Annotated in this window: 18 protein-coding genes and 2 pseudogenes; 8 read left to right on the top strand and 12 right to left on the bottom strand. The window is 61.9% G+C overall.

Annotated elements, in window-relative coordinates; all coding sequences use genetic code 11:
* Positions 1-81: 81 nt before the first annotated feature.
* The 6 genes from AC13QO_RS15905 to AC13QO_RS15880 all read right to left on the bottom strand — a co-directional run bounded on the left by AC13QO_RS15905 (position 82) and on the right by AC13QO_RS15880 (position 6,648).
* Entirely contained in the window at positions 82-816 is a 735-nt protein-coding gene (locus AC13QO_RS15905) for a L,D-transpeptidase family protein (protein WP_085777398.1), read from the bottom strand.
* Between the two features lie 141 nt (positions 817-957).
* The gene (locus tag AC13QO_RS15900) at positions 958-1,764 is read right to left on the bottom strand and encodes a L,D-transpeptidase (RefSeq protein ID WP_285193009.1); all 807 of its coding nucleotides are present in this window, start codon (positions 1,762-1,764) and stop codon (positions 958-960) included.
* A 122-nt stretch (positions 1,765-1,886) separates the two neighbouring features.
* Positions 1,887-2,810 (bottom strand): alpha/beta hydrolase family protein, encoded by a 924-nt coding sequence (locus tag AC13QO_RS15895; protein ID WP_285193008.1) that lies wholly within the window; start codon positions 2,808-2,810, stop codon positions 1,887-1,889.
* Positions 2,811-2,928: 118 nt separating this feature from the next.
* A complete protein-coding gene (locus AC13QO_RS15890) occupies positions 2,929-4,554 on the bottom strand; it encodes a cisplatin damage response ATP-dependent DNA ligase (protein WP_488541188.1) in 1,626 nt (541 codons plus the stop codon).
* Between the two features lie 228 nt (positions 4,555-4,782).
* On the bottom strand, positions 4,783-5,793 hold the full coding sequence (locus AC13QO_RS15885; protein ID WP_488541187.1) for a ligase-associated DNA damage response exonuclease: 1,011 nt from the start codon (positions 5,791-5,793) through the stop codon (positions 4,783-4,785).
* 51 nt (positions 5,794-5,844) lie between these two features.
* Positions 5,845-6,648, bottom strand: a complete 804-nt coding sequence (locus tag AC13QO_RS15880; RefSeq protein ID WP_488541186.1) for an alpha/beta fold hydrolase — start codon at positions 6,646-6,648, stop codon at positions 5,845-5,847.
* A 154-nt stretch (positions 6,649-6,802) separates the two neighbouring features.
* On the opposite strand from AC13QO_RS15880, the pseudogene AC13QO_RS15875 reads away from it, so the two are divergent.
* Together AC13QO_RS15875 and AC13QO_RS15870 are read left to right on the top strand one after the other, a co-directional pair.
* Positions 6,803-7,543, top strand: a pseudogene (locus AC13QO_RS15875) (glycerophosphodiester phosphodiesterase family protein); the annotation flags it as partial.
* Between the two features lie 209 nt (positions 7,544-7,752).
* Positions 7,753-7,962, top strand: a pseudogene (locus tag AC13QO_RS15870) (glycerophosphodiester phosphodiesterase family protein); the annotation flags it as partial.
* 19 nt (positions 7,963-7,981) lie between these two features.
* Here AC13QO_RS15870 and AC13QO_RS15865 read toward each other — a convergent pair.
* Complete coding sequence (locus AC13QO_RS15865; protein ID WP_285193004.1) at positions 7,982-9,772, bottom strand: methyl-accepting chemotaxis protein; 1,791 nt, start codon at positions 9,770-9,772, stop codon at positions 7,982-7,984.
* 462 nt (positions 9,773-10,234) lie between these two features.
* Here AC13QO_RS15865 and AC13QO_RS15860 point away from each other — a divergent pair, with 462 nt between their 5' ends.
* Entirely contained in the window at positions 10,235-10,957 is a 723-nt protein-coding gene (locus tag AC13QO_RS15860) for a LuxR family transcriptional regulator (RefSeq protein ID WP_285193003.1), read from the top strand.
* A gap of 312 nt (positions 10,958-11,269) precedes the next feature.
* A complete protein-coding gene (locus tag AC13QO_RS15855) occupies positions 11,270-14,578 on the top strand; it encodes an adenylate/guanylate cyclase domain-containing protein (protein ID WP_488541185.1) in 3,309 nt (1,102 codons plus the stop codon).
* A gap of 154 nt (positions 14,579-14,732) precedes the next feature.
* Here the strand turns inward: AC13QO_RS15855 and AC13QO_RS15850 are convergent, their stop codons facing one another.
* The gene (locus tag AC13QO_RS15850; protein WP_488541224.1) at positions 14,733-17,042 is read right to left on the bottom strand and encodes a sensor domain-containing protein; all 2,310 of its coding nucleotides are present in this window, start codon (positions 17,040-17,042) and stop codon (positions 14,733-14,735) included.
* A gap of 246 nt (positions 17,043-17,288) precedes the next feature.
* On the opposite strand from AC13QO_RS15850, the gene AC13QO_RS15845 reads away from it, so the two are divergent.
* Positions 17,289-18,656, top strand: a complete 1,368-nt coding sequence (locus AC13QO_RS15845) for a TIGR03808 family TAT-translocated repetitive protein (RefSeq protein WP_488541184.1) — start codon at positions 17,289-17,291, stop codon at positions 18,654-18,656.
* 19 nt (positions 18,657-18,675) lie between these two features.
* Here AC13QO_RS15845 and AC13QO_RS15840 read toward each other — a convergent pair whose 3' ends face one another.
* Both AC13QO_RS15840 and AC13QO_RS15835 read right to left on the bottom strand, forming a co-directional pair.
* The gene (locus tag AC13QO_RS15840; protein WP_488541183.1) at positions 18,676-19,140 is read right to left on the bottom strand and encodes a YbhB/YbcL family Raf kinase inhibitor-like protein; all 465 of its coding nucleotides are present in this window, start codon (positions 19,138-19,140) and stop codon (positions 18,676-18,678) included.
* A 69-nt stretch (positions 19,141-19,209) separates the two neighbouring features.
* Entirely contained in the window at positions 19,210-19,446 is a 237-nt protein-coding gene (locus AC13QO_RS15835) for a hypothetical protein (protein WP_285192999.1), read from the bottom strand.
* A gap of 246 nt (positions 19,447-19,692) precedes the next feature.
* On the opposite strand from AC13QO_RS15835, the gene AC13QO_RS15830 reads away from it, so the two are divergent.
* Positions 19,693-20,358 (top strand): glutathione S-transferase family protein, encoded by a 666-nt coding sequence (locus AC13QO_RS15830; protein ID WP_488541182.1) that lies wholly within the window; start codon positions 19,693-19,695, stop codon positions 20,356-20,358.
* 2 nt (positions 20,359-20,360) lie between these two features.
* Here AC13QO_RS15830 and AC13QO_RS15825 read toward each other — a convergent pair whose 3' ends face one another.
* Positions 20,361-21,257 (bottom strand): LysR substrate-binding domain-containing protein, encoded by an 897-nt coding sequence (locus AC13QO_RS15825; protein WP_488541181.1) that lies wholly within the window; start codon positions 21,255-21,257, stop codon positions 20,361-20,363.
* Between the two features lie 179 nt (positions 21,258-21,436).
* On the opposite strand from AC13QO_RS15825, the gene AC13QO_RS15820 reads away from it, so the two are divergent.
* Positions 21,437-21,622, top strand: a complete 186-nt coding sequence (locus AC13QO_RS15820; protein ID WP_285192997.1) for a hypothetical protein — start codon at positions 21,437-21,439, stop codon at positions 21,620-21,622.
* 258 nt (positions 21,623-21,880) lie between these two features.
* Here AC13QO_RS15820 and AC13QO_RS15815 read toward each other — a convergent pair whose 3' ends face one another.
* A complete protein-coding gene (locus AC13QO_RS15815) occupies positions 21,881-22,342 on the bottom strand; it encodes a DUF2231 domain-containing protein (RefSeq protein ID WP_488541180.1) in 462 nt (153 codons plus the stop codon).
* 314 nt (positions 22,343-22,656) lie between these two features.
* Between AC13QO_RS15815 and AC13QO_RS15810 the strand changes: the two genes are divergently transcribed.
* Entirely contained in the window at positions 22,657-23,535 is an 879-nt protein-coding gene (locus tag AC13QO_RS15810; RefSeq protein WP_488541179.1) for an SDR family NAD(P)-dependent oxidoreductase, read from the top strand.
* The last annotated feature ends 49 nt before the right edge of the window (positions 23,536-23,584 follow it).

The raw sequence follows: 23,584 nt of genomic DNA, 5'->3' as shown, positions 1-23,584 counted from the left end.
GAATTAAGCAATGCTAAATCGAAAATAAAACTTTTCCGAGCGGTGAGCAGAGGCGGCCGACTGGCGACCGCCCCGGCGGCGTCACTGCCAGACGACGATCGGCGCCTTTGTCGGAACGCGGTCGTAGAGATCGATGATATCCTGGTTCAAGAGCCTGACGCAGCCCGAGGAGACGGCCTTGCCGATCGAGCGCCAGTCGGGATTGCCGTGCAGGCGATAGAGCGTGTCCTCGCCGTTCGAGAAGATATATAGGGCGCGGGCGCCGAGCGGGTTCTTCAGGCCCGGCTCCATGCCGCCGTTCTCGATCGAGTATTTGACCAGTTCCGGCTGGCGGGCAACCATCTCGTTCGGCGGCTTCCAACGCGGCCATTTCTGACGCCACTGGATGACGCCCGATCCCTGCCAGGCGAAACCCTCGCGGCCGATGCCGACGCCGTAGCGCATCGCCATTCCATCGGCCTGGACGAGATAGAGGAAACGCGACGGCGTATCGACGACGATGGTGCCGGGCGGCTGGCCGGTGGGGTCGAGGACACGCTGTCGATAATAGCGCGGATCGATCTCTTCATAGGGAACGGCGGGAATGAGGAAGCCGCCGTCCTCGATCGGGCCGTACATGACGGCAAGCTCAGGCCCGCTCGGCACGCTGGAGGCACCAGGCGACTGGAACAGGCGCATGGGCGAGCGGTAAATGATCGATGTATCGCCCGATGTCACTGTGTTGACGGAGGAGGCGCAGCCGGTGAGCGCAGAGGCTGCCGTCAGAGCCGAAAGGGAAAGAAAGCTGCGGCGGGAAAGATGTCTATCGGAACTCATGACGCGGGACTGATTTCCTTTTGATGCGGGAATCCTGGAATAACGACACCAGGAAATCTATCGGCTTGCGCCAAATAAACCATAGCTTCACGCAGACGTGTTCCGGCCGGAGCCGACGATATGAAGAGCGCTGTTGCAGCGCTACATCACAACGATCTCGGCCTTGGCAGGAAGCCGCTCGTAGAGATCGACGACATCCTGGTTCAGCATGCGCACGCAGCCCGACGATGTCGCCTTGCCGATCGACTGCCAGTCGGGCGTGCCGTGGATGCGATAGAGCGTATCCTGGCCGTCCTTGAAGATATACATGGCGCGCGCGCCGAGCGGGTTCTGAAGCCCGGGATTCATGCCGCCGTTTTCCGCCGAAAAGGCGCGGACTTCCGGCTGGCGCGAGACCATTTCGACCGGCGGCGTCCAGCGCGGCCATTTCTGCTTCCACTGAATGACGCCGCGGCCCGACCAGGCGTAACCGTCGCGGCCGAGGCCGACGCCGTAGCGCATCGCCTTGCCGTTAGCCTCGACCAAATAGAGGAAACGCGCCTTGGTGTCGACGACGACGGTGCCAGGGCGCTCGGTCGTCTGGTAATCGACTTCCTGGCGCAGGAACTGCGGCTGGATGCGGCTGACCGGGATCGCCGGCAGAGTGAAATCCTCGACGCGCTGCTCGCCATACATCGCCATATGCACGGGATTGGTGAGCGGCAGGCCGTAGGTCTGATGGAACTGGGTCTTGTAAAGCTCGCGCGTCTGCGGCACCGGCTGATCGGGAATCGGCCGCACCCGGCGCGGATCGACGCCCGGCGGCTGGTAGAAGACCGGCGAGGTTTCCTGGACGAAGCGGGCGGGCGAATCGGCAGCAACATCGGGGATCAGGATGTTGCAGCCACTGAGCGGCGCCGCAGCAATCATAAGCCCGGCAATCGGCAAAACCCGGCGCAGAAAATTCATGGACCACCCTAATCAACGATCGGCGAGACAGCGATATCTGGCGCGACGATTGCATTCGCGGCTGGTGCGAGGCTGGCGTTCGTCGCAATGCACGACTATGGCTGTTCCGCCGGCGGCAGAGCTTACGCCGCCACCCCGTGGAAGAAGCGGATGCTCTGTTCGATCTCGGCTGGCAACGCCGAGGTGTGGTTGCCGGCGACGGTGTCGGTCTCGATATGGACGCCGGCGGCGCGGGCGCGGCGGGCGAGCAGATCGGCGCGGTCGTTGAAATGCGACTCTTCCGTACCGTGGACGACCCGGATAGGGCATTTGAAGCTGTGGGCGTAACAGAGCGCCGAACGCACCTCGAATTCATGCGCATCGCTGTCGTCGAAGCGGATGTCCTGCGGATAGCGGCTGAAGAAACGGAAGGCGTTGGGATTGCCCGAAATCGGCGCGGCGGCGCGGAATTTTTGGCTGCTCATCGCCGTCAGCATGGTCAGCGTGCCGCCGATGCTATGGCCGGCGATGAACAGGCGGCCGGGATCGACGCCCGGCAGATGCGCCAGGCGCTCGGTTGCGGCAAGCACATCGTCGACCTCATCGTAGAAGCCGGAAAAATTGCCCCTCTGGCCGTTTTCGCCGCGCAGCGACGGCATCATCACGACATAGCCGGCATCCATGTAGGGCTTCATCAGCTGCCAATGGCCGATGCCCATGGCATTGCCGCCATGCAGGAAGAGCACGGCCGGCTTGGCAGTGCGCTCGCGTTTGTACCGGGAAACCCATGCCACCAGTTCGAGCTCGCCGCCATAGCCGGAGCGGTAGAATATCTTCTCGGCGTCGGCAGGCGCGGTCAGCGGTTCGTATTTATCCGGCGCCGGGCCCTTTTGCAGGAGCTTCGTGCGGAAGCGGCGGCGGACCGCGGCATAGTCGTGCTTGGCAAGGCGCGGCTCGTCGGGGACATCGAAGGCGGTCGCCATGCGCGGCAGGACGAGCGCGCCGGCAAGCCCCGCCAGCACGGCGCGGCGTTGGCGGAAAAAGGAATTTTGTTCATGCGAGCTCATGACGCGGCACCCAAATCATTTCCCCGGCACGCCAGATTTGCATCGGAAAACCGATGCCGCCAATACACATGATGTTGAAAATATTGCCCTGCGTCATTGTTGCACAGGAGCGCAAAGCTCAGCCCGGCTTCGCATCGATCATGGCGATCAGCGTGCGCAGCCGGTCGGCCTCGTAAGGAGGTTTGTCGGGGCGAAGGCGGGCGATGCGGGGGAAGCGCATGGCGACCCCCGATTTGTGGCGTGTCGAGCGGTTGATGCCCTCGAAGGCGACTTCGACGACGAAGCCGAAATCCCGGTCGGCGCGCACGGCGCGGACCGGGCCGAAACGCTCGGTGGTGTTGTTGCGCACGAACTTGTCGAGCAGTTCGAGTTCGGCATCGGTGAAACCGAAATAGGCCTTTCCCACCGGCACCAGCTGTTCGCCGTCCTCGTCATCGGCCCAGACGCCGAAGGTGAAATCGGAATAATAGCTGGAGCGCTTGCCGTGGCCGCGCTGGGCATACATTAGCACCGCATCGACATTGTAGGGGTTGCGCTTCCACTTGAACCAGGGGCCTTTCATGCGGCCTGCCTGGTAGATGCTGTCACGCCGCTTGATCATCACGCCCTCGATCACCGGATCGGGCGGGGCCGCACGCAGCGCATCGAGCTCCTCCCACGAGGAGAAAGGCACGAGCGGCGAGAGGTCGAACCGATCATGGGGCGCGCGCTCGATGATATCGGAGAGACGCTCGCGGCGCTCGACATAGGTGCGCCCGCGAATATCCTCGTCATCGTCGAAGAGCAGGTCATAGGCGCGGATGAAGGCGGGATAATCGTCGAGCATCTTCGCCGTCACGGTCTTGCGGTTCAGGCGCTGCTGCAGGTCGGAGAAGGTGCGGGTCGGGCTGTTGGAACGGGCGGTGCCGCCGACAAGCAGCTCACCGTCGACGACGCCGGAAAAATTGATCGCCTCAAGAATATCGGGAAAGGCGCCCGAAATGTCGTCGCCGGAGCGGGAATAGATCTTCCGCCTGTCGCCGGAGCGCGACAGCTGGACGCGGATGCCGTCCCATTTCCACTCGGCGGCGTAGTCGGCCGGCTTGAGACCTGCCAGGTCTCCCTCCTCCACGGCATTGGCGAGCATGACGGAATGGAAGATCGCCGGTGTCGCCAGAGCCGGTTTGTCGCCGCCGCCCGCCAGCCATTGGAACAGCGTCTCGTAAGGCGGCTGCAGGCCGTGCCAGAGAGTCTCGATCTCGGTGACGTCCTTGCCGCCGAGATCGGCCAGCGCCTGTTTGGCAAGACGGGCGGAAACGCCGATGCGCAACGCGCCGGTCGTCAGCTTGATGAAGGCGAAACGGCCGGAGGAATCCAGCCGGTCGAGCAGATCGCGGACATAGGCGCGCACTTCGGTGCGGCCGAGACCGTTCATGCGGGTGACGACCTCGCCGAGACGCGGCTGAGCAAGGGCGGAACGGTCTATATCCCGCTCATTGTCCCAGACGAGCGAGATGGTTTCGGCGAGATCGCCGACGTAATCGTAGGAATAATGAAACAGCACCTCGTCCATGCGCTCCAGCACGAGGTCGCGCAGCATGGCAGGCTTGACGTCGCGCACTTCGAGCGTGCCGGCGATGGCGGCCAGGCCGTAACCGCGGTCCGGGTCGGGCGTATCGCGGAAATAATCGGTGAGCAGCTTGAGCTTGCCGTTGCGGCTGGGGGTCAGGACCAGGCGGTCGAGGAGGTCGGCGAAGGCTTTCATGCGGGCCTCCGCATTCCAGGAGAAAATCCCTCCCCAACTTTGCGAGGAGAAGGCCCCTTCCCAACCCCTCCCCACAGGTGGGAGGGCCTAACGCGCGGCACTGCTCTGCCTTCTTTCAACCACAGCATTCGCGGCGATGATTTTGTGGCGGGACGGCGCAGCAGGTTAAGCCCCTCCTCCTTGTGGGGAGGGGTTGGGGAGGGGTTTTGACGCGTTCTCCAGTTCATCTCAATCCGCCTCATCCTCATAGCCCACGAGATGCAACGGTTTCGCCTTGATACCCTGCAGGTGGCACCAGCGCACCAGCGCCTCCTCGCGGCCATGGGTTACCCAGACTTCGGCCGGATTCAGCTCCCGGATCGTTTCGGTCAGTTCCGGCCAGTCGCAATGATCGGAAATGACGAGCGGCAGTTCGACGCCGAGCTGTTTGGCGCGCTGGCGCACCATCATCCAGCCGGAGGCGAAGGCCGGCAGCGGCTCGTTGAAGCGTCGCGCCCAGCGGTCGGCGAAGGCCGAGGACGGGCCGATGACGATGGCGCCCCGGAAGGTGGATTTGTCGCGGCTTTCGATCGTGGCGGGCTGCAGCTCGCCGAGATCTATGCCTTGGCCGACATAATAATCGCAGAGCTTTTCCATGGCGCCGTGGATATAGATCGGCTCGACATAACCGGCATCGCGCAGCAGCCGGATGACGCGCTGGGCCTTGCCGAGCGCGTAGGCGCCGACGAGATGGGTGCGCTCGGGAAATTGCCGGAGCGAGGCCAGCAGCTTGCCGGTCTCGTCGATCGGATCGGGATGATGGAAAACCGGCAGGCCGAAGGTCGCCTCGGTGATGAAGACATCGCAGGCGACCGGCACATAGGGCGCGCAGGTCGGGTCTGGGCGGCGCTTGTAATCGCCGGAGACGACGATGCGGGTGCCGTTCTTCTCGATGGCGATCTGGGCCGAGCCGAGCACATGGCCGGCGGGATGAAAACTTACCTTGACGCCATTGATCCCCAGCTCTTCGCCGAAATCGGCTATCTGCTCGCTGGCGCAGAAGCCCTCGCCATAACGCAGGCGCATGATGTCGAGCGTCTGACGGGTGGCGAGCACGTTCACATGCCCCGGCCGGGCGTGGTCGGAATGGCCATGGGTGACGAGCGCCCGTTCGACAGGCCGCACCGGATCGACGTAAAAGCCGCCCTCCGGGCAATAGAGCCCTTCCGGGGCGGGATAAAGCAGCGCATCAGCTCTCATGATGCAAGAGATAGCGGGAAACGGGCGCGGGGCCAGAGGAAGCGATCGTCATCACCTGATCCCGTCGAGAAAGGATATGATTGCTGCGTTGAACTCCGCCGGCCGCTGCAAAGGGGCGAAATGGCTGACGCCAGGCAGGTAGATCATCTGAGCGTCCGGGATGCTGCCGGCAAGATATTCGGCATGCTCGGCTTTGATGAATTCGTCGTGTTCGCCGAGCACGATCGCGACCGGAACGCCGATGCGGCCGAGGTCCTCCGCCCCATAATTCGGCTCGGTCCGCATCATTAGGCTGACCGCCTCGACGAAGGAATTGAAATCGTCCGGCGTGGCGGACAATGCCGCATAATCCCTGGCGTGGCGGGCGAAACATCGGTCGATGACCGGGGTCGGAACGAATTCCAGCGTGCCACTCGGATCCATGTTGCAGGCGAAGAAAAAGACGCCCTCCACACGCGACGGCGCCGTCATGGCGAGGGTCAGCGCGATGCAGGCGCCGTCGCTCCAGCCGACGAACGCCGCCGTTTCCAGCCGCAGTTCGTCCATCACCGCCAGCACGTCGGCAGCCATCAGCTCATAGCTGTAGGGACTGACATCGCGGGTGCTTCGTCCATGGCCGCGGTTATCGATCAGCACGACACGGCGGCCACTGGCAAGGAGCGCCGGGACCTGGTAGCCCCAGTTGCCGCTATGGCCGAGGCCGCCATGCAGCAGAATGACGGCAGGGCCTGTGCCGTAGCTCGCATACCAGATGCGGGCGCCTGCGCGCCCGACATGGCCTTCGACAGCAGCCAATGGCAACGGGGCCGCCCCCTGCGCTTCGAAATGAATGAGCTCGTCGTCCTGTCGTTCCATAGCGGTCCCAATCCTTTCCGGCGAATAATCCCGTGCATAGAAAAGCCGGAAAACAGCCCAAGAACAACCAGAATCGCTTTCTAGCTGTTGCCTTCGTCGATGCAATCAGGAGGAGCAGAGAGAGGGCAGGAAGCTTTTTTATTGCGCGACGGCGATCGCGCTCGCGGCCACCGGCATCTATCTCAACAATACCATCCGCATTGCCGAGCATCGGCCGGGAAAGCCGGTGCTGCTCGCCCATCGCGGCATCGCCCAACGGTTCGACGAGACCGATCTGAAAAACGACACCTGCACGGCGAGCCGCATGCTGCCGCCGAAACACGACTATCTGGAGAACACTATTGCCTCGATGCAGGCGGGTTTTGCCGCCGGCGCCGATATCGTCGAGATGGACGTGCATCCGACAACGGACGGCGAATTCGCCGTCTTTCACGACTGGACGCTCGACTGCCGCACCGACGGACACGGCGTGACCCGCAAGCATTCGATGGCTGAAATGAAAGGGCTCGACATCGGCTACGGCTATACCGCCGATGGCGGCAAGACCTTTCCCTTTCGCGGCCAGGGCATCGGCATGATGCCGACGCTGGCGCAAGTACTTTCGGCCTTTCCAGATCGGCGCTTTCTCATCAACATCAAGAGCCGCGAACCGTCCGAGGGGGAAAAGCTCGCCGCCGTGCTGAACGCGCTTCCGGCGGCACAGCGGGCCGGCATCATCGTCTATGGCGGCGACGAGCCGATCGACGTTCTCGGCCGGCTCGCACCGGATATCAAAACCGCCTCGCGCAAAAGCCTGAAGGGCTGCCTGTTCGGCTATATCAGCTATGGCTGGACCGGCCTCCTGCCCGAGGCCTGCAAGCATCGGATGATGCTGGTGCCGGTTAGAGCCTTTCCGGGTTAGATTGAAGCATTCTGTTGGCTCAAACGGAGTCGGATGGTCGATCAGCCGGCCCGTTTCAGCCAACCCGAAGGGCCGGGCATCTTTCCGCCAGGATCAAAGGCGATCGGCTCGGACGTACCTGGGGGTATGCCCGTCGCCAATCGCCTTTGCCCTGACGAAAACCTGCTCCGGCAGAATGCTTCAATCTAACCCGGAAAGGCTCTAATATCGCGCCTTGGCTGTGGGGCTGGCCGGACCGCTTTCTCAACCGGATGCAGGATGCCGGAACGGAGGTTTTCGTGCTCGGCCCCTATCGCGGCGGCGATTTTTCCACCGGCATCGACGATGCCGCGCAGCTGGCGCGGCTGCCGCGGGATTATGCGGCAGGCCTATGGACGAATGAGATCGAGACGATCGGCAAGCTCATGAAATGAGGCGGAGTCTCCGCGCGCCTCAGAACTCCTGCCAATCGCCGCCGGCGACTGCCGTATTGCCGTGGAAGGCCGCGCTCACCTTCGCGGCCATTGCACGCGGTGCCGATGGAATGGGTCTGGAAGCCGCGGTTGCCACGGCGGGGCGTGATTGGCGCAAGCCCGCGCCTCCGATGTTGAACTGCCCCAGCAGCCGGAAGAGCGCGTCGGCCTCCTTGGCGAGGCTGTGGGCGGCGGCCGTCGATTCCTCGACCATGGCCGCATTTTGCTGCGTACCCTGGTCCATGGTGTTAACTGCAGTGTTGATTTCCTTCAATCCCGTCGCCTGCTCCTTGGAGCTTTCGACGATTGCCAGAACATTGCCGTTAACCTGCTGAACCTGAGCGACGATTTCTTCCAGAGCCTTGCCGGTCTCCCCGACCAGGCTCACTCCGCTCTTCACGTGCTCGTTGGAGGCGCTGATCAGCTCCTTAATCTCCTTCGCCGCTTTGGCCGATCTCTGAGCCAGCTCGCGAACTTCCTGTGCGACTACGGCAAAACCCTTGCCGGCATCGCCCGCGCGTGCCGCCTCGACGCCGGCGTTCAGCGCCAACAGATTGGTCTGAAACGCGATTTCGTCGATCACGCCGATGATATTGCCGATCTCGGCCGACGATGTTTCGATCTTGCCCATGGCTTCGACGGCGTTGCGGACAACCGCGCCGGAGCGCTCGGCATTCTCGCGGGTCGTCCGCACCAGCTGGCCGGCCTCCTGGGCGCGGTTGCTGGAATCGGAGACGGTTGTGGTGATCTCTTCGAGCGCGGCGGCGGTTTCCTCGACGGAGGCCGCCTGCTGTTCCGTGCGCTTCGACAGATCGTCCGAGGCGGAACGAACCTGCTGGGCTCCGGCAGCGATGCCGGTTGCGTTTTCGGCCACGGCCTGCATCGCTGCGCGCAGCTTGCCGACGGCGGCGTTGAAGTCGGTCCGGATTTTTTCCAGCGTCGGAATGAATGGAGTTGCGACTTCCTGGGTCAGATCACCGCCGGACAGCGCCATCAGGGATGCCGCCAGCTGATCGACGTTGTTGACGCGGGCGGTCACGTCCGTCGCGAACTTGACGACCTTGAAGACCTTGCCGTTCATGTCGAAGATCGGATTGTAGGATGCCTGGATATAGACCTTTTTGCCGCCCTTGCCGATGCGCAGGAACTCGTCAGCCACGAATTCGCCGGCTGACAGACGCACCCAGAACCGCCGATAATCGTCACTGTTGGCGTAAGCGCTGTCGCAAAACATCGAATGATGGCGGCCCTGGATCTCGGCCAGCTGATAGCCGAGCGCCGATAGGAAATTCTCGTTGGCCGTCAGTATCTCGCCCTTCGGCGTGAATTCGATAACCGCCTGGGCACGTGACAGCGCGCTTATCTTGCCGGCATCCTCGGCGCTCTGCAGCTTCTGCTTGGTGATATCGGTCGCGAACTTCACGACCTTGTAGGGTTTCCCGCCGCTGAAGACCGGATTGTAGGAGGCTTCGATCCAGATTTCCTTGCCGCCCTTGCCGATGCGTTTGTACTGGCGCTGATCGAACTCGCCTCGGTTGAGCCTCGCCCAGAACTCGCGATAATCGGCCGACGAGGCTTCTGCCGGCTCGACGAACATCCGGTGATGCTGGCCGACAATCTCGGACAAGTCGTAACCGAGGGCAGCACAGAAATTGGCATTGGCCGTGAGAATCTTGCCGGTAAGGTCGAATTCGATGATGGCCTGTGACCTGCTCATCGCTGCAAGCACGGCCTTGGCATCCGAACCGAAGCCGAATCCTATTTTCTTCATGCTGTTCCCCCATCGCTCAAATCGAGCGCATGACTGCCGCCACCCACCGCGGGCTTGCGCTGGACGGGCACCCCTAAAATAAAATCCGATAAATTCTTTAAGCTTCCTTTAACCGAGCCGTCTCGAAACCGGATGCGTGACATCCGAGCAACGGTGAAAAATAACGAAGCACAAACAGCGACTTGACCTGAGGCTTCGCCAGGGATGCTGATCTTTCGGGACGTTATCAAACATGTCGCCACCGATTTTTTCGCCTTTGCCGGGTTCGAATGTTCGAAGATCCGTAAACTCTTTGTTAATCAACGGCCGCCCGCCCGTTGCCGACAGTCAAGGGCCTTTCCGTTTTTCTCTGCACATGCATATTTTTTCCGTCCTTCGAGCCGGCAGAATCAACTTCAGATACGAGCGGCAAGTGGACACATCAGCCGCCAAGCGCCGGATGCGAGGCAATCGGAGAAAGACATGCCGCTCGAGGCCGAGTTCAATCGAATTGAGGAAGTCGCTGCAGGCTTCAAGACGCATTACGAAGTCTTCAAATACATGAAGCGCCTCACCCAGGACCTGGGGATGACGGCCTTCCTGATCATGACGCTTCCTTCGGTCGATGTCGTCGAAATCGGTGCGACGAAGATCATCACCAACTGGCCGGCGGAAATGGTCGATTATTACGACGCCCATAACCTGATGGTCGACAGCCCGGTCATCCGGAGGATGCTGAGATCGACCAGCCCCTTCAATTATGATGTCGAGGCGATCAATACCGATCGCGGCGAAGGCAAGAAGTCCACCGTCATCGAGTTGTTCAGGCGGTACGGCATGGAAAAAGGCGCCTATTTTCCCGTTCATGATGCCGCGGCAGGACGCGGTGCGATGTCGATTTCGGGGTTTCGGAATTTCAGCATGGTCGAAATGGCGAAACTCCTGTTTATCGCGACGCTCATTTATGATCGGCTGTCCCAGCTGACATTGAACGAGAAACACAAGCCGGTTTCCTTTACGCAGAGCGAGCTGGACTGCTTGAGGATGACGGCTGGCGGCAGGAAGAGCAGCGAAATTGCGAAGCTTCTCGATCTGTCGGAAAGCGCGGTCAACAATCAGATCGGCAGCGTGATCAGGAAGCTGGGATGCACGACGAGAACGCAGGCAGTTGTCAGCGCTCTGCGTCTCAACATCATTCGGGTCTAGACGCGGAGCCTCAATAGGTTATCTGGGTGGGAGTGAGCCAATTGATGCCTGCATCACAACAATGGACGCCGTGCATATCCTTGAGCTCTAACCGCGTTTTCCGCAAGAATTTCCTCGCATGAAAGAGGCCGAATCCAGGTCGCTACCGGCGGCGACCGTCATTGTGACCACAGACCGCCGTCGAGCCGGCGCTGATGTCGCAAGGGGCGATTTATCGCTTCAGTAACATGATCGCGGTCACGGAATGATGATGCGCGACGGCAGTTCTTGGTCTAGTATGGCGGGGCGAATTCTAGCGAGGGGGAAGCCGTCGTGGACATTGCCTCCTGGTTGCGAGGCCTTGGCCTTGAGCAATACGAACAGGCATTCCGCGAGAATGCGATCGATGCAGACGTTCTGTCCGACCTGACCGACGCAGACCTCCGCCAGCTCGGTATTCTGCTCGGGCATCGCAAGCGGCTCCTCAAGGCAATCGCGGAATTGGAGCGGACTGCAAACCGCTTCGATTCGACCGCTGCCGAGCCCGTCGCCGAGCGCCGGCAGCTCACCGTCATGTTCGTCGATCTCGTCGGTTCCACAGCGCTTTCGTCGCGTCTCGATGTCGAGGATCTGCGTGAGATCATCGGGGCTTTCCATCGCTGTGTCGCCGATACGATCGCCGGCTTCTCCGGCTTTGTGGCCAAGTACATGGGCGACGGCGTGTTGATCTATTTCGGTTACCCGCAGGCGCGCGAGAACGACGCGGAGCAGGCGGTGCGAGCCGGCCTTGCTCTCGTGGACACTATCGGGCGGCTGCAGCAGTCCGAGCCCTTGCGGGTTCGCGTCGGCATTGCCACCGGCCAAGTGGTCGTCGGCGATCTGATCACCTCGGACGAAGGGCAGGAGCGCGGCGTCGTTGGCGAGACGCCGAACCTTGCGGCACGTTTGCAAGCTCTTGCCGAGCCAGATGCCGTTCTGATCGCACCGCAAACGAGGCAGTTGCTCGGTGAACTTTTCCAATACCGCGATCTTGGGGCGGTCGCTGTGAAAGGGTTTCCGGAGCCCATCCGCCCATATCAGGTCGTGAGCGAAAGCGCCGTCGATAGCCGGTTCGAGGCGCTGCACGGGACGACACCTCCGTCCCTGATAGGTCGTGAGGAGGAGCTCGAGGTGCTGCTGCGACAGTGGCATTGCGCGAAAAATGGTGAAGGCCGCGTCGTGCTGCTCTCGGGCGAACCTGGGATAGGCAAGTCGAGGCTCGCCGTTGCCTTGCAAGGGCGTATCCAGAATGAACCGCATACCCGCCTTCGCTATTTCTGCTCGCCACATCGCCAGGACAGCGCGCTCCATCCGACCATTGCGCAGCTCGAACGGGCCGCCGGCTTCGAGCGGGAAGACACGCTGGAGAGGAAACTCGACAAACTGGTGGCGCTGCTTGCTCCAATCTCGCAAGAGGATGGAACGTTGCTCGCCGAGCTGTTGTCGCTGCCGACCGAAGGCCGCTTCCCACCTCTTCAGCTCACGCCCCAAAGAAAGAAAGAAAAAACGTTCGAAGTGTTGATTGCTAAGCTCGAGGCGCTGTCGAGACATGGCCCGGTTCTGATGCTCTTCGAGGATGTGCACTGGCTCGACCCCAGTTCGCGCGAGCTCCTCGACCTCGTCATCGAGACGGTGCCTCGCCTGCGGGTCCTGCTTCTCGTCACGTTCCGTCCCGAGTTTGAACCGACCTGGACCGATCAGGCCCACGTAACGATGCTCCTGCTTAACCGGCTCGGCCCACGTGACGGCGCAGCACTCGTTAAGCAAGTGGTCGGCAGCCGAGAACTGCTTAGCGAAATCGCTGCGGAGATCGTCGAGCGTACCGATGGAGTGCCGCTCTTCATCGAAGAGCTGACGAAGGCAGTGCTGGAGAGCGGCGATGCCCATACTGTACTTTCGCATGCGGCCACGACTGCGTTGAACGTTCCGGCCACATTACAGGCTTCATTGATGGCGCGGCTCGACCGTCTTGGCTCTATCGCCAGGGAGGTCGCCCAGGTCGGCGCCGTCATCGGACGCGAATTCTCCTACGAATTGTTGGCAGCCGTCGCACGGCGAAACGCGATTGAATTAGATGGAGCGCTGGATCAGCTCGTCGCCGCCGGTCTCGCATTCCGCCGCGGGACGCGGCCACTGGCCACGTACCTCTTCAAACATGCGCTCGTTCAGGACGTAGCCTATGGCACGCTTCTACGAGGCAAACGCCAGGAATTACACAGGCGTGTCGCAATCGCGTTAGAGGAACAATGGACCGAAATCGCCGACGTGCAACCCGAACTTCTCGCGCATCACCTGCAAGAAGCCGGAGATTGGGCGGCTGCTCTCGAGCGCTGGCAACAGGCCGGAGAGGCCGCGGTGGCCCGAGCTGCCACTCGCGAAGCCGTGTCGCATTTTGCCAGTGCTATCGAGTGCAGCAAGAGACTGGGCGATGTATCCGGCGGCGCCGAACGAGTGACACGACTCCACCTTTCCATGGCCAATGCTCTGATGCAGGCCCAGGGGTATCGCTCCGAGCGCCTTGGGAAAACACTTGAAGACGCATATCTTGCCGCCGCAACTACAGATCTGGTCAAGTTGCAATGTGACGTTGTGCTTTCACTCGGTCCTTTTCATTTTGCCACCGGGCGCAATCGCGACTACCTGACGATCGCCGATGAGCGACAAACAAGAAGCGCCGATCTTCTGCCTCCGGCGTATCTGGGTGGCCTTTGGACATGGAAGGGGGTTGCTCATTTCAACCGGGGAGAACAACCCCTGGCAGCCGAGGCCCTGCGTAGGTCGTTGGATGTGACTGATCGCATTGATCCCGGTCAGCACATTTTGCTAGGCGGTGGAGATCAACGTGTTGTTGCCCAGTTCTATTTTAACAATTCGCTGATATTCATGGGTTTCGTCGATGCTGCGGTCGAATTGAAAAAGCAGATTGCAGGAGCTGTTGATCAACTCGATAAGCCATTCGACCGCGCCTGGCACTTTCTCACCCAGTGCGATTTGTGCGCCTTATTTGGCCAGTATGAGGAGCTCCTCGAGAACGCTTCTAAGATCGTCGAGATTTGCGAACGGCATGGCTACGCGGCCCGTCGAAGCGGCGGCCTCAGGTGGCGTGGTTATGCCCGCTGGCATCTAGGTGAACCGGATGCCGGTATCGAAGACGTTCTGGAGAGCTTGCTTCTTTGGCGAGGTCAGGGGGTCGTATTTCACACCCCCTATCGGGCATGCATCCTTTGTGATCTTCTCCTGCCCGCCGGTCGCATCGAGGACGCATCGCGATTGCTGGATGGCGTCGACGGACTGGTTTCCGATACGGACGAAGCGTGCTGTCTGGCAGAATGCGTTCGCCTTCGCGGCCAGATTGCTGCGGCAAGAGGTGATCTGACGGGCGCCGCGCGCCTGTTCGAAACAGCCATTGCCACTGCCCACCGGCAGCATGCAAAACTCTTTGAGCTTCGCGCCATCACACAGCTAGCACCGGCTCTGGCACGACAAGGTCGCGTCGAAGATGCCGCAGCGCGTCTGCGAGCGGCGGTCGATATGTTTGACGCCAGGCATCAGATCGTGGACCTGATTGCGGCACAATCGGCGCTGGATATGCTGTGCAGTTAAGGCGGGTCTCTTTGCATCGAGGAGAGCTGCCTTGCGGCCGCTGATGCTCAGTGATTTTCAACGGATATCGATCGACAACAACCAGCCGGTTTCCACCGGGGCAAAGCGATATTGTGGAACTCGCACATCAGCGTAGGCGGCAAGCGGAGGCCGGTCAGGGAGCGTGATTCCACGGCAACTGCGCCTGCAGCAACAACGGAACCTGCTCCGGTAAGACGGGCTTCGAGAAACGGTAGCCCTGCGCTTGCTCGCAGTGGGCCTGCCGCAGGAAAGCCATCTGGGCATCGGTCTCGACGCCTTCGGCGAGAACCGACAGCTTCAGCTTCTGCGCCAGCGAAATGACGGCCGAGGCGATGGCGACGGCCGTTTCGTCGCCCGGCAGGGCCTCGACCAGCGAACGGTCCATTTTCAGCCTGTCGAAGGGGAAGGTCTTCAGTGCCGCAAGGCTGGAATAGCCGGAGCCGAAATCGTCGATCGACAGGCGCACCCCGAGCGCCCTCAGCTGCTCCATCATGGCGAGCGCGCGCTCGGCATCCTGCATCACCACGCTTTCGGTGACCTCGAGCTCCAGCCAGCGGGACTGCAGGCGGTTGCGCTCCAGCGCCTCGGCGACATGGCTGGCGAAATCCGGATCGGCGAACTGCTTCGCCGAAACATTGACGGCGATCGTCACCGGCGTCAGGCCCATATCCTGCCAGTTGCGCGCCTGGCGGCAGGCCTCGTTCAGCACCCAGAGGCCGAGGGGAACGATGAGGCCCGTCTCTTCGGCAATCGGGATGAAACTCGCCGGCGGCACCCTGCCCTTTGCCGGATGGTTCCAACGGACCAGCGCCTCGATGCCGGTGATGCGGCCGGTGGCGACATCGACCTGCGGCTGATATTCCAGGAACAGCTGATCGGCTGTTATCGCCTGATGGAGCTCCTCCTGCTCGCCGCGCGGCATGCCGACCCCGCTGCTGTCGCCATCATGATGCTGCAGCGTGTTGCGGCCGAATTGCTTGGCGCGATACATGGCGCGATCGGCATTGGCGAGAAGCTCTTCCGCGGTTGAGCCGTCGACGGGAAAGGCGGCGACGCCGATACTCGAGGTGATGATGATCTCACCGCTCTCGCCTTGCATCGGCCGAGTAATCGCCTTCTGCAGATCGCGAAGGCGGCGGGTGATGCCGGCATCGTGGCTCGACTGGTGGACGAGCACCACGAGGAATTCGTCTCCGCCGAGCCGCACCACCATATCCGAGGGACGGATGCTGTTGGCCATGCGGGTGGCGATCTCCTTCAACACCTCGTCGCCGGCGGCGTGGCCGCGGCCGTCATTGACGTCCTTAAAGTTATCGAGATCGATATAGGCGACCGTGACCTTGCGATTATTGCGCCGGGCCTGGTCGAGGATGCCGGCCAGCCTTTCCTTCAGAAAGGCTCGGTTCGGCAGGCCGGTGAGATCGTCATGATGCGCCATGAAATGGATGCGATCGTCGACGCGCTTGCGTTCGATGGCGATGCCGGCGATGTGGGTGGCGAGCGCCACCAGCCTCATTTCATGCTGGGTCGGACGGCGTACCTCCCTGGAATAAAGGGCGAAGGTGCCGAGCACATTGTTCTCAGAGGTAGCGATCGGCGTCGACCAGCAGGAGCGAAAGCCGAAAGGCGCAACCAGCCCGCGGAAATCCTCCCACAGCGGATCGCTCATCACGTCCTCGACGATGACGGGCTGGCCGCGCCAGGCGGCGGTACCGCAGGAGCCGACCTTGGGGCCGATGGTGACACCGTCGATGAGCCGGCTGTAGCCTCCGGGAAGATTGGGAGCCGCACCGTGATAGAGCCGGGTGCCCTGGCCGTCGAGCAGAAGAACCGAGCCGTCGATATCCGTCAGCTGGGCTTCGATCATCAGCACCAGCGCCTCGAGGATCATCGGCAGCGGTTCATTGCGGGCGATCATCTCGAGCAGTTTCGCCTGGCCGCGATGGAGATCCTCCTGCAGCTTGCGTTCGGTGATATCGCGGGAAGCGCCGATCAGCCCGACGACCTCGCCGCGATCGTTGCGCAGCGGTATTTTCGAGGTCAACCGGCATACCGGCTTGACGGCGCCGGGAAGGACGACCGTCTCCTCCATGTCGATGCGTGCTACGCCGCTCGCCATGATCTGCTGCTCAATATCGAAATGGCGGCGCGCCGCCTCGAAGTCGAACAGGTCGAAATCGCGCTTGCCGGCGATCTCTTCGGCGCTGAGGCCGAGGCTGGCCGCCGTGACGGCGTTGGCGAAGACAAAGCGGCTGTCACGATCCTTGACGTAGAGGAAGTCCGGAAGTTCATGGATAATCGCCTTCAGGCGCAGGTTTTCGACGCCTTCCGAGAGGAGATGGGCGGTAGACGCCATCATCGCCTCGGTCGCGGCAACGAAGCGCCGGGTTTCGGCCGTCAGGGAATCGAGCGATTCCCATCGCCCGGCACTCGCTTCGTGCATAACGCCATTCTCCTGCAGCGGCTGAAGGCCCGCAACATCCATTTATTTTCCCTTCAAAGTAGTCTCCATTCCCTTCGGGTTGCTTAAATGAAAGAGTGAATAACACACCAATATAAGCGGCGAGATCCTGCCATAGGTCCCTGTCGCAGCAAGAATTTCTGATTGATGTGACGGGCCTGTGCCAAAAGAGGACAGGCGGGCTGGCACATTTTCTGCTACGGGCGCGTCATGACAGGAGAGCCCGGAATGCCTTTTCGCCGCGACATGCTTCTCTTTCTCGGCGCCTCCGCGCTTGCGGGCGGGACATCGCGCACGCTTGCCTCGCCGCTGACGGCTGCCAGCCAGCCGGATCTCCGCGGTACGATCGACGCGGTGGAATATCGCGCCGTTCCCGAAATTGGGGACCGCAAGATCCGCAACCTGGAGCAGATGATCAGACAGGCGGCGGCCGAGAACGTGCCGGTCTTCCTGCCGCCCGGTACCTATAAGATCTCCAACCTCAGCCTGCCCGACAATACCCGCATCTCAGGCGTGCCCGGCGCCTCCCGGATCGTTTATACCGGCGACGGCCATCTGTTTGCGGCCGAAAACATCAGGCGCATCGAGCTTTCCAATCTCGTCATCGACGGCGGCAACCGCTGGCTCGGCGACTACGCCGGCGGGCTTCTGCAATTTACCGGCGTCGACGAGGTGCTGATCGACAATTGCGAGATCGGCGGCAGCCGCAAACACGGCCTGCAGCTGGAGCGCTGTGGCGGGCGGATCGAACGCAGCCGCATTTCGGGCGCCGCCCAGTCCGGCCTCTACGCTGTCGATTCCGCCAATCTTTCGATCGTGGCAAATACGGTCTCGGATTGCGGCAATGGTGGCATTCTCGTGCATCGTTGGAAGAAGGCGGAGGACGGCACGGTCGTCTCCGGCAACCGGATTTCCAACATCCGAGCCAATGACGGCGGCACCGGCCAGAACGGCAACGGCATCAATGTCTTTCGCGCCGATGGGGTGATGGTGGTGAACAACCAGATTTCCGACTGCGCCTTTACCGCTATCCGCGCCAATTCAGCCTCGGACATCCAGATCACCAGCAACCAGTGCCGGCGCTCCGGCGAGACGGCGATCTATGTCGAGTTCGCCTTCGAAGGGGCGGTCGTTTCCGCCAACGTGATCGACGGGGCGGCGAACGGCATTTCGATCGCCAATTTCGACGAAGGCGGCAGGCTCGCAAGCGTCACCGGCAATGTCGTGCGCAACCTGACGCTGAAAGGTCCCTACACCCACGAGGTCGGCTTCGGCATCGGCATCGCGGCGGAGGCCGATACGCTGGTGTCTGGCAATGTGATCGAGGGCGCGCCGCGCTGGGGCCTGCAGATCGGCTGGGGGCCCTATCTCAGAAATGTCGTCGTCAGCGGCAACGTGGTACGCAAGGCGCCTGTCGGATGCGCGGTCTCGGTCGCCGAGGGCGCCGGCACGGCCGTCATCACCGACAACATCTTCCAGGAGACGGCCGAAGGGGCTGTCCTCGGCTTCGCGTGGGACAGACAAGTCTCCGCCGAAATGGCAGGCGGCAGCGCGCCCTATGCGCAGCTGACCGTCGAGCGGAACCGTATTTCATGACAGGCGGCTCCGCCTCTGGTCATTGCGTCTGATAGGTGCCGGTGACGGTCGCTTCCGCCAATGCATGTTTCCTTGCCTCCGCCCACATCGCGCTGATGCCGGCGGCATCCGGAGTAGAAAGCTTCGGCACGTCGAGGGCCGCCAGGCGGAAGATGTAGTGATGCGGGCGATCGCCCGCCGGCGGCTGCGGACCGTCGTATCGGGCATTCCCGAAATCGTTCTTGTAGAAGCGGGGGGCTTGCTCCGGCGCCGTATCGACACTTTCGGCAAGGGCGCTCCACTGCGCCGGGATATTGGCAATGCCGCAGTGGCGGAACGTGCCGCGGGGAGCATCCGGATCCTCGACCACCAGAGCGAAGCTCCGGGTCCCGGCGGGAGCACCGCTCCAGGCAAGCGGCGGAAAGAGGTTCTCGCCGGCTCGCGCATATTTCTTCGGGATCGGCTGATCCTGGGCAAAAGCCTTGCTGATCAATGTCAAGGTCATGAAGCTCTCCTTTCCTGATCGGGGCTCCTTCCTAATCGGGGCTACTTCCTAATCGGGGCTCCTTCACCGTCAGGGACGACCGCTCCCTTTTTTATGCTCGCTCTCCTGATTGCGGCCACGCATGATGACCCGATCGTCATTGTGAGGGTCCGGATCGGCCTTCAGATCGCCTTTCCGATAGGCCTCCTTTGCCTGCGCATTGCGTTGCAGATCCGCCTTGGCGTCGAAATCCTCGCCGGCATTTGCGGTTTTCTCGCGTTTCTCGATGACACGAAGCTGTTGTTCATGTGTCTTCTTGCCCGTCATGTGTTCCTCCTTTGCCTGGTGCGCGCTGCGCACGCGGGTCATCGCATTCGACGCCTCGACGGCGCCAATCACTGGGTCCAACCCGCCGGCCCTTTCATTGTTCCCCCTGTCAGGCAATTGTGCTCGATCTGCCGCCGGGAAGGCGCTCGCCAGATCAAAAGCTTTCATCATCCCATCAGCGGCGAGGACTTTTCCGGGGGTGATCCGGTGTTTACCTTTTCTGCGACAGATCGAGGGGGTATCGTCATGCTGACAATCTATGGAGTCTATCGATCGCGCGCTTCGCGCGTCTACTGGATGGCGGAGGAGCTCGGGCTCGAATTCCGCTCCGTGCCGGTGCTGCAGGCCAGGCGGCTCGCCGACCCGCTCGCCGAAGAGGCGCCGCTCAACACGCATTCGCCTGAATTCGCAGCCCTCAACCCGATGGCCCAGATCCCCAGCATTCGCGACGGCGATCTCGTCATGCACGAGTCGCTGGCAATCAACCTCTACCTCGCGCGCAAGCATGGCGGGCCACTTTCCGGCCAAACCGTCGAGGAAGACGGATTGCTGACGATGTGGACGATCTGGGCGGCTTCGCAAGTCGAGCCGCATTCGGTGCGCATCGTGCTGACCTATGACAACGGGCTTGAAAACAGCGAGGACGGCAGGCAGACGATCGCCGCCGCCTGCTACGGGCTGCGCCGGCCATTTGTGGCGCTCGAAAGCCATCTCGCCGGCCGTCAGTGGATCGTCGGCGAGCGCTTCACCGTCGCCGATCTCAACATCGCCGAGGTGCTGCGCTATGCCCAGAGCGAGACGGACCTTTTCGACATGCATCCGAACATCAAGGCCTGGATCGAGCGCTGCCAGACGCGCCCGGCCTACCAGGCGATGCAGGCTGTCCGCGGCAAGGAGCCGATCGAAGTTTAACGCTACTGGAAAAGCGCCAGCGTGCCGGCCATTTCCTCACGGATCCAGGCCTTGAAATCCTTGACCTTCTTCGGCTCGCGCGCGCCTTCGGCCGTCACGAAATAATGGCCGAAGCCGGTTTTCGCGCGAATGCCGAAAGGCGCTGCCAGCCGGCCTTCTGCAAGCGAATAGCCAGCAAGCATCTGCCAGGCGAGCATGACGCCCTGGCCGGCGATCGCCGCATCTAGGCAGAGCGAAGCGTCGTTGAAGACGTGGCGCGTCGACAGTGTCGCGCCCGACAGCCCGGCCTCGCGCATCCAGACTTCCCAGCTGAACATGGCAAGGCCATCGATGATGGCAGGCAAAGCGAGGATGTCGGCGGGCTGTTTCAGGTTCGCCGCCATCTCGGGCGAACAAACGGGAAAGACCTCCTGCTCCAGCAGCAGCTCGGCCTTCACATCGGGCCATTTGCCGGCGCCGACGCGGATGCCAATGTCGACGTCTGAGATCGCGGGATTGACGAGATTGGTCGTTGCATCCAGCCGCAGCTTGATGTCGGGGTAACGTTCGGCGAACCGATGAAGCCGATGGACGAGCCAGCGGGCGGCGAAGACCGGCGCCACCGAAATGGTCAGGATCGTATCGTCCTTGCGGCTTGCGATCGAGACTGCCTGCGAAAGACGGGCAAAGCCTTCGTCGAGCGCTGCAAGCACCGGCCGGCCGGTTTCGGTAGCGATCATGCCCCGGGCGGTGCGCTCGAAGATCACTTGCCCCAACTGCGCTTCGGCCTTGATCACCTGCTGGCTGACGGCGCCGACCGAGACGCCGAGCTCGTCTGCCGCCGCCTGCAACGAGCCGAGACGACCGACAGCCTCCAGCGCCCGCAGACCGTTGAGATGGACGCTATTCAGGTTCTTCATATAGTTTTTCTATAACGGTACCGCAGTAATCTCAATTGAAAAAGCACCGGCGCAGGCAGACATTGCAGGCATACAGAATCCCCGCTCGGCCAGCGATGGCACGATGCGCGGGAGAGCTTGTTCGGCACCAGCCGCCGGGTGATCATCTTTCCGCGCCGCTGGAGAATGCGAGGTTTGCCATGTCGTGGCTGAAGTTTTTCTTTAAGTCTGCCGCGCGGACGCAGATCGACCCGGCCTGGAAGGATGACCCGTTGCGGCATCCCGAGGTCCAACGCATGTCGCTGCGCGAAATCGCCGATCTGCCGCTGGGAGCGGAGACCGGTTTTCATGCCGAGGCCAGGCCGCAGCTGGCGAAATGCGCGTGAGCACCGCTGCCGCACATTTGCTGAATTGGACGAGGCGAGCGCACCGGTGGTGAATGCAGGAAGCAGCGCTGGAGGGCGTCCTTCGAGGCTTCGCCCTTTGGGCTGCGTGCCTCAGCATGAGGAGCGTTGGAGGGTGCCGCAGCCAATTGGAGGCGTTGGTGGTTCCGAACCGAAGCGCTCCGAGAGCCTTATCCTGAGGTGCCCCGCAGGGGCCTCGAAGGACGAGGCGGGCATGCTGCCGTTGAAGCATGCCGTTCATTATCTCGTCGGATTGCCCGGATCCTCGCTGACGCCGACGCGGTGGCGATAGACCATTTCCCAGCCCTTCCAGCCGTTGAACAGAAGAAGGGCGGTTGCGACCAGAGACAGCACCAATCCGGTCGGCACGATGAAGTCGCCGCCTTCGGCCATCCGCCGCCAGAGGTTGAAGGCCTCGATCAGGACGAGGACGACGTTGCCGATCATATGGAACCAGGCGTCGCGCAGGTCGCGAATGCGGCTGTCGCCGAGAAAGTCGGTCAATCCGGCAACAGCCGCCAGCGCCGCCATGACAAGGCCGGCGCCGAGCATCCAGTTGGTCGCATCTGCCCAGGCCGGATCGCCTGATCTGGCGTAGACGATGTCGACGACCAGCGTGCCGACGAAGGCAGCGACCGGGAACGGGATCAACATCGGGTGGATCGGATGACCGGCAATACTCAGGGTGCTTTTCGGATTCATCTTATTGTCCTACGACCTATTTCAAGGCGTCTTCCCTATGGCCGGAGACCTGCCCGGCCTCCGAATTCCAGGTATCGTGATCTCCCCGAGCAAATTTGGCCATGTCGAACAACTCGCCGGATTCCAGTTGCATCTAACATCTGAACCGCCTTGTTTGTTCCCGTCATAATCGACATGCTGAAACCTGCGGCTGTGGAGAAGAGACGCCGGCACAGAAGGTCCGCGACTCGCAAAAAGCAATCGCCCGGCAGAAGCCTCTCTGCCAATATGCGCTTATGCCGCGTTGATCGCCAGTTCATCAGGGAGAGCCCACTATGAAAGACGTCGTCGCTTTGGTCACCGGCGGGAGCCGCGGCATAGGGCGCGGCACTGCCCTTGCTCTGCTTGCCGAAGGCGCCACCGTTCATGTGACCGGCAGGACGCGTTTCGAGGCGGAGGCAATGCAAGCGGGATCGGCGGGATCGCTCGAGGGGCTCGAGTTTGAAGCGGCAAAACTGCCGGGGCGCCTTTCCGTCCATCGATGCGATCACGCTAGCGACGCCGACAGCGAGCGGGTGGCCGAAGCGATCCGGGCCGGCGGCAGGCTGGATATTCTGGTGAACAATGCATGGCCGGGCTACGAACGTATGGTGGAAGACGGTGAATTCACCTGGCCCAGGCCATTTTGGGAGCAGCCGGTATGGCGGTGGGAGGCGATGATTGGCACCGCGCTCAGGGGCGCTTTCATGATGTCGCGCGCCGTCGCTCCGTTGATGATCTCGGCGCGACGCGGCCTCATCGTCAACATCTCCTTCTGGGCCGCCCAGCTCTACGATGGCAATGCGGTCTATGGCATCGCCAAGGCCGCCGCCGACAAGATGGCCGCAGACTTCGCCCATGAGCTGCGCCCTCATAGTGTCGCCGCCGTTGCGCTTTATCCGGGGCTCGTCCGCACCGAAGCCGTTCTTGAGAACGCCGAGCATTTCGACATGAGCAATTCAGAATCACCTCAGTTCATCGGCCATGTCATTGGCGGGCTGTGGCGCGACCCGCTGCTCATGTCGAAATCCGGGCGCGTGCTGATCGCCGCGGCATTGGCGCGGGAATTCGGCATCGCCGATGTCGACGGCACCCGGCCGGTTCCGCTTAGCGCTGCCGACTTTGCCGGGAACGCCGGGCCCTCTGCCGCAGCCAGCAAACTGGCAGACTGTTGAAATATCGAGGGCCCGATGATAATTGCTGCGTCGGGTCTGCAGTTCACCC

The sequence above is a fragment of the Rhizobium sp. CNPSo 3670 genome, from assembly GCF_057784555.1.
Note: the sequence above shows the minus strand (reverse complement) of the source record. Positions and strands in the feature narration are given on the sequence as shown.

Bases quoted from the DNA above. Each gene is read 5' to 3' on its own strand.
- AC13QO_RS15845 (WP_488541184.1), top strand. From the start codon at position 17,289: ATGCCTTTTCGCCGCGACATGCTTCTCTTTCTCGGCGCCTCCGCGCTT.
- AC13QO_RS15815 (WP_488541180.1), bottom strand. From the start codon at position 22,342: ATGAATCCGAAAAGCACCCTGAGTATTGCCGGTCATCCGATCCACCCG.
- AC13QO_RS15880 (WP_488541186.1), bottom strand. From the start codon at position 6,648: ATGGAACGACAGGACGACGAGCTCATTCATTTCGAAGCGCAGGGGGCG.
- AC13QO_RS15835 (WP_285192999.1), bottom strand. From the start codon at position 19,446: ATGACGGGCAAGAAGACACATGAACAACAGCTTCGTGTCATCGAGAAA.
- AC13QO_RS15895 (WP_285193008.1), bottom strand. From the start codon at position 2,810: ATGAGCTCGCATGAACAAAATTCCTTTTTCCGCCAACGCCGCGCCGTG.
- AC13QO_RS15890 (WP_488541188.1), bottom strand. From the start codon at position 4,554: ATGAAAGCCTTCGCCGACCTCCTCGACCGCCTGGTCCTGACCCCCAGC.
- AC13QO_RS15865 (WP_285193004.1), bottom strand. From the start codon at position 9,772: ATGAAGAAAATAGGATTCGGCTTCGGTTCGGATGCCAAGGCCGTGCTT.
- AC13QO_RS15900 (WP_285193009.1), bottom strand. From the start codon at position 1,764: ATGAATTTTCTGCGCCGGGTTTTGCCGATTGCCGGGCTTATGATTGCT.
- AC13QO_RS15820 (WP_285192997.1), top strand. From the start codon at position 21,437: ATGTCGTGGCTGAAGTTTTTCTTTAAGTCTGCCGCGCGGACGCAGATC.
- AC13QO_RS15830 (WP_488541182.1), top strand. From the start codon at position 19,693: ATGCTGACAATCTATGGAGTCTATCGATCGCGCGCTTCGCGCGTCTAC.
- AC13QO_RS15840 (WP_488541183.1), bottom strand. From the start codon at position 19,140: ATGACCTTGACATTGATCAGCAAGGCTTTTGCCCAGGATCAGCCGATC.
- AC13QO_RS15850 (WP_488541224.1), bottom strand. From the start codon at position 17,042: ATGCACGAAGCGAGTGCCGGGCGATGGGAATCGCTCGATTCCCTGACG.
- AC13QO_RS15905 (WP_085777398.1), bottom strand. From the start codon at position 816: ATGAGTTCCGATAGACATCTTTCCCGCCGCAGCTTTCTTTCCCTTTCG.
- AC13QO_RS15825 (WP_488541181.1), bottom strand. From the start codon at position 21,257: ATGAAGAACCTGAATAGCGTCCATCTCAACGGTCTGCGGGCGCTGGAG.
- AC13QO_RS15810 (WP_488541179.1), top strand. From the start codon at position 22,657: ATGAAAGACGTCGTCGCTTTGGTCACCGGCGGGAGCCGCGGCATAGGG.
- AC13QO_RS15885 (WP_488541187.1), bottom strand. From the start codon at position 5,793: ATGAGAGCTGATGCGCTGCTTTATCCCGCCCCGGAAGGGCTCTATTGC.
- AC13QO_RS15860 (WP_285193003.1), top strand. From the start codon at position 10,235: ATGCCGCTCGAGGCCGAGTTCAATCGAATTGAGGAAGTCGCTGCAGGC.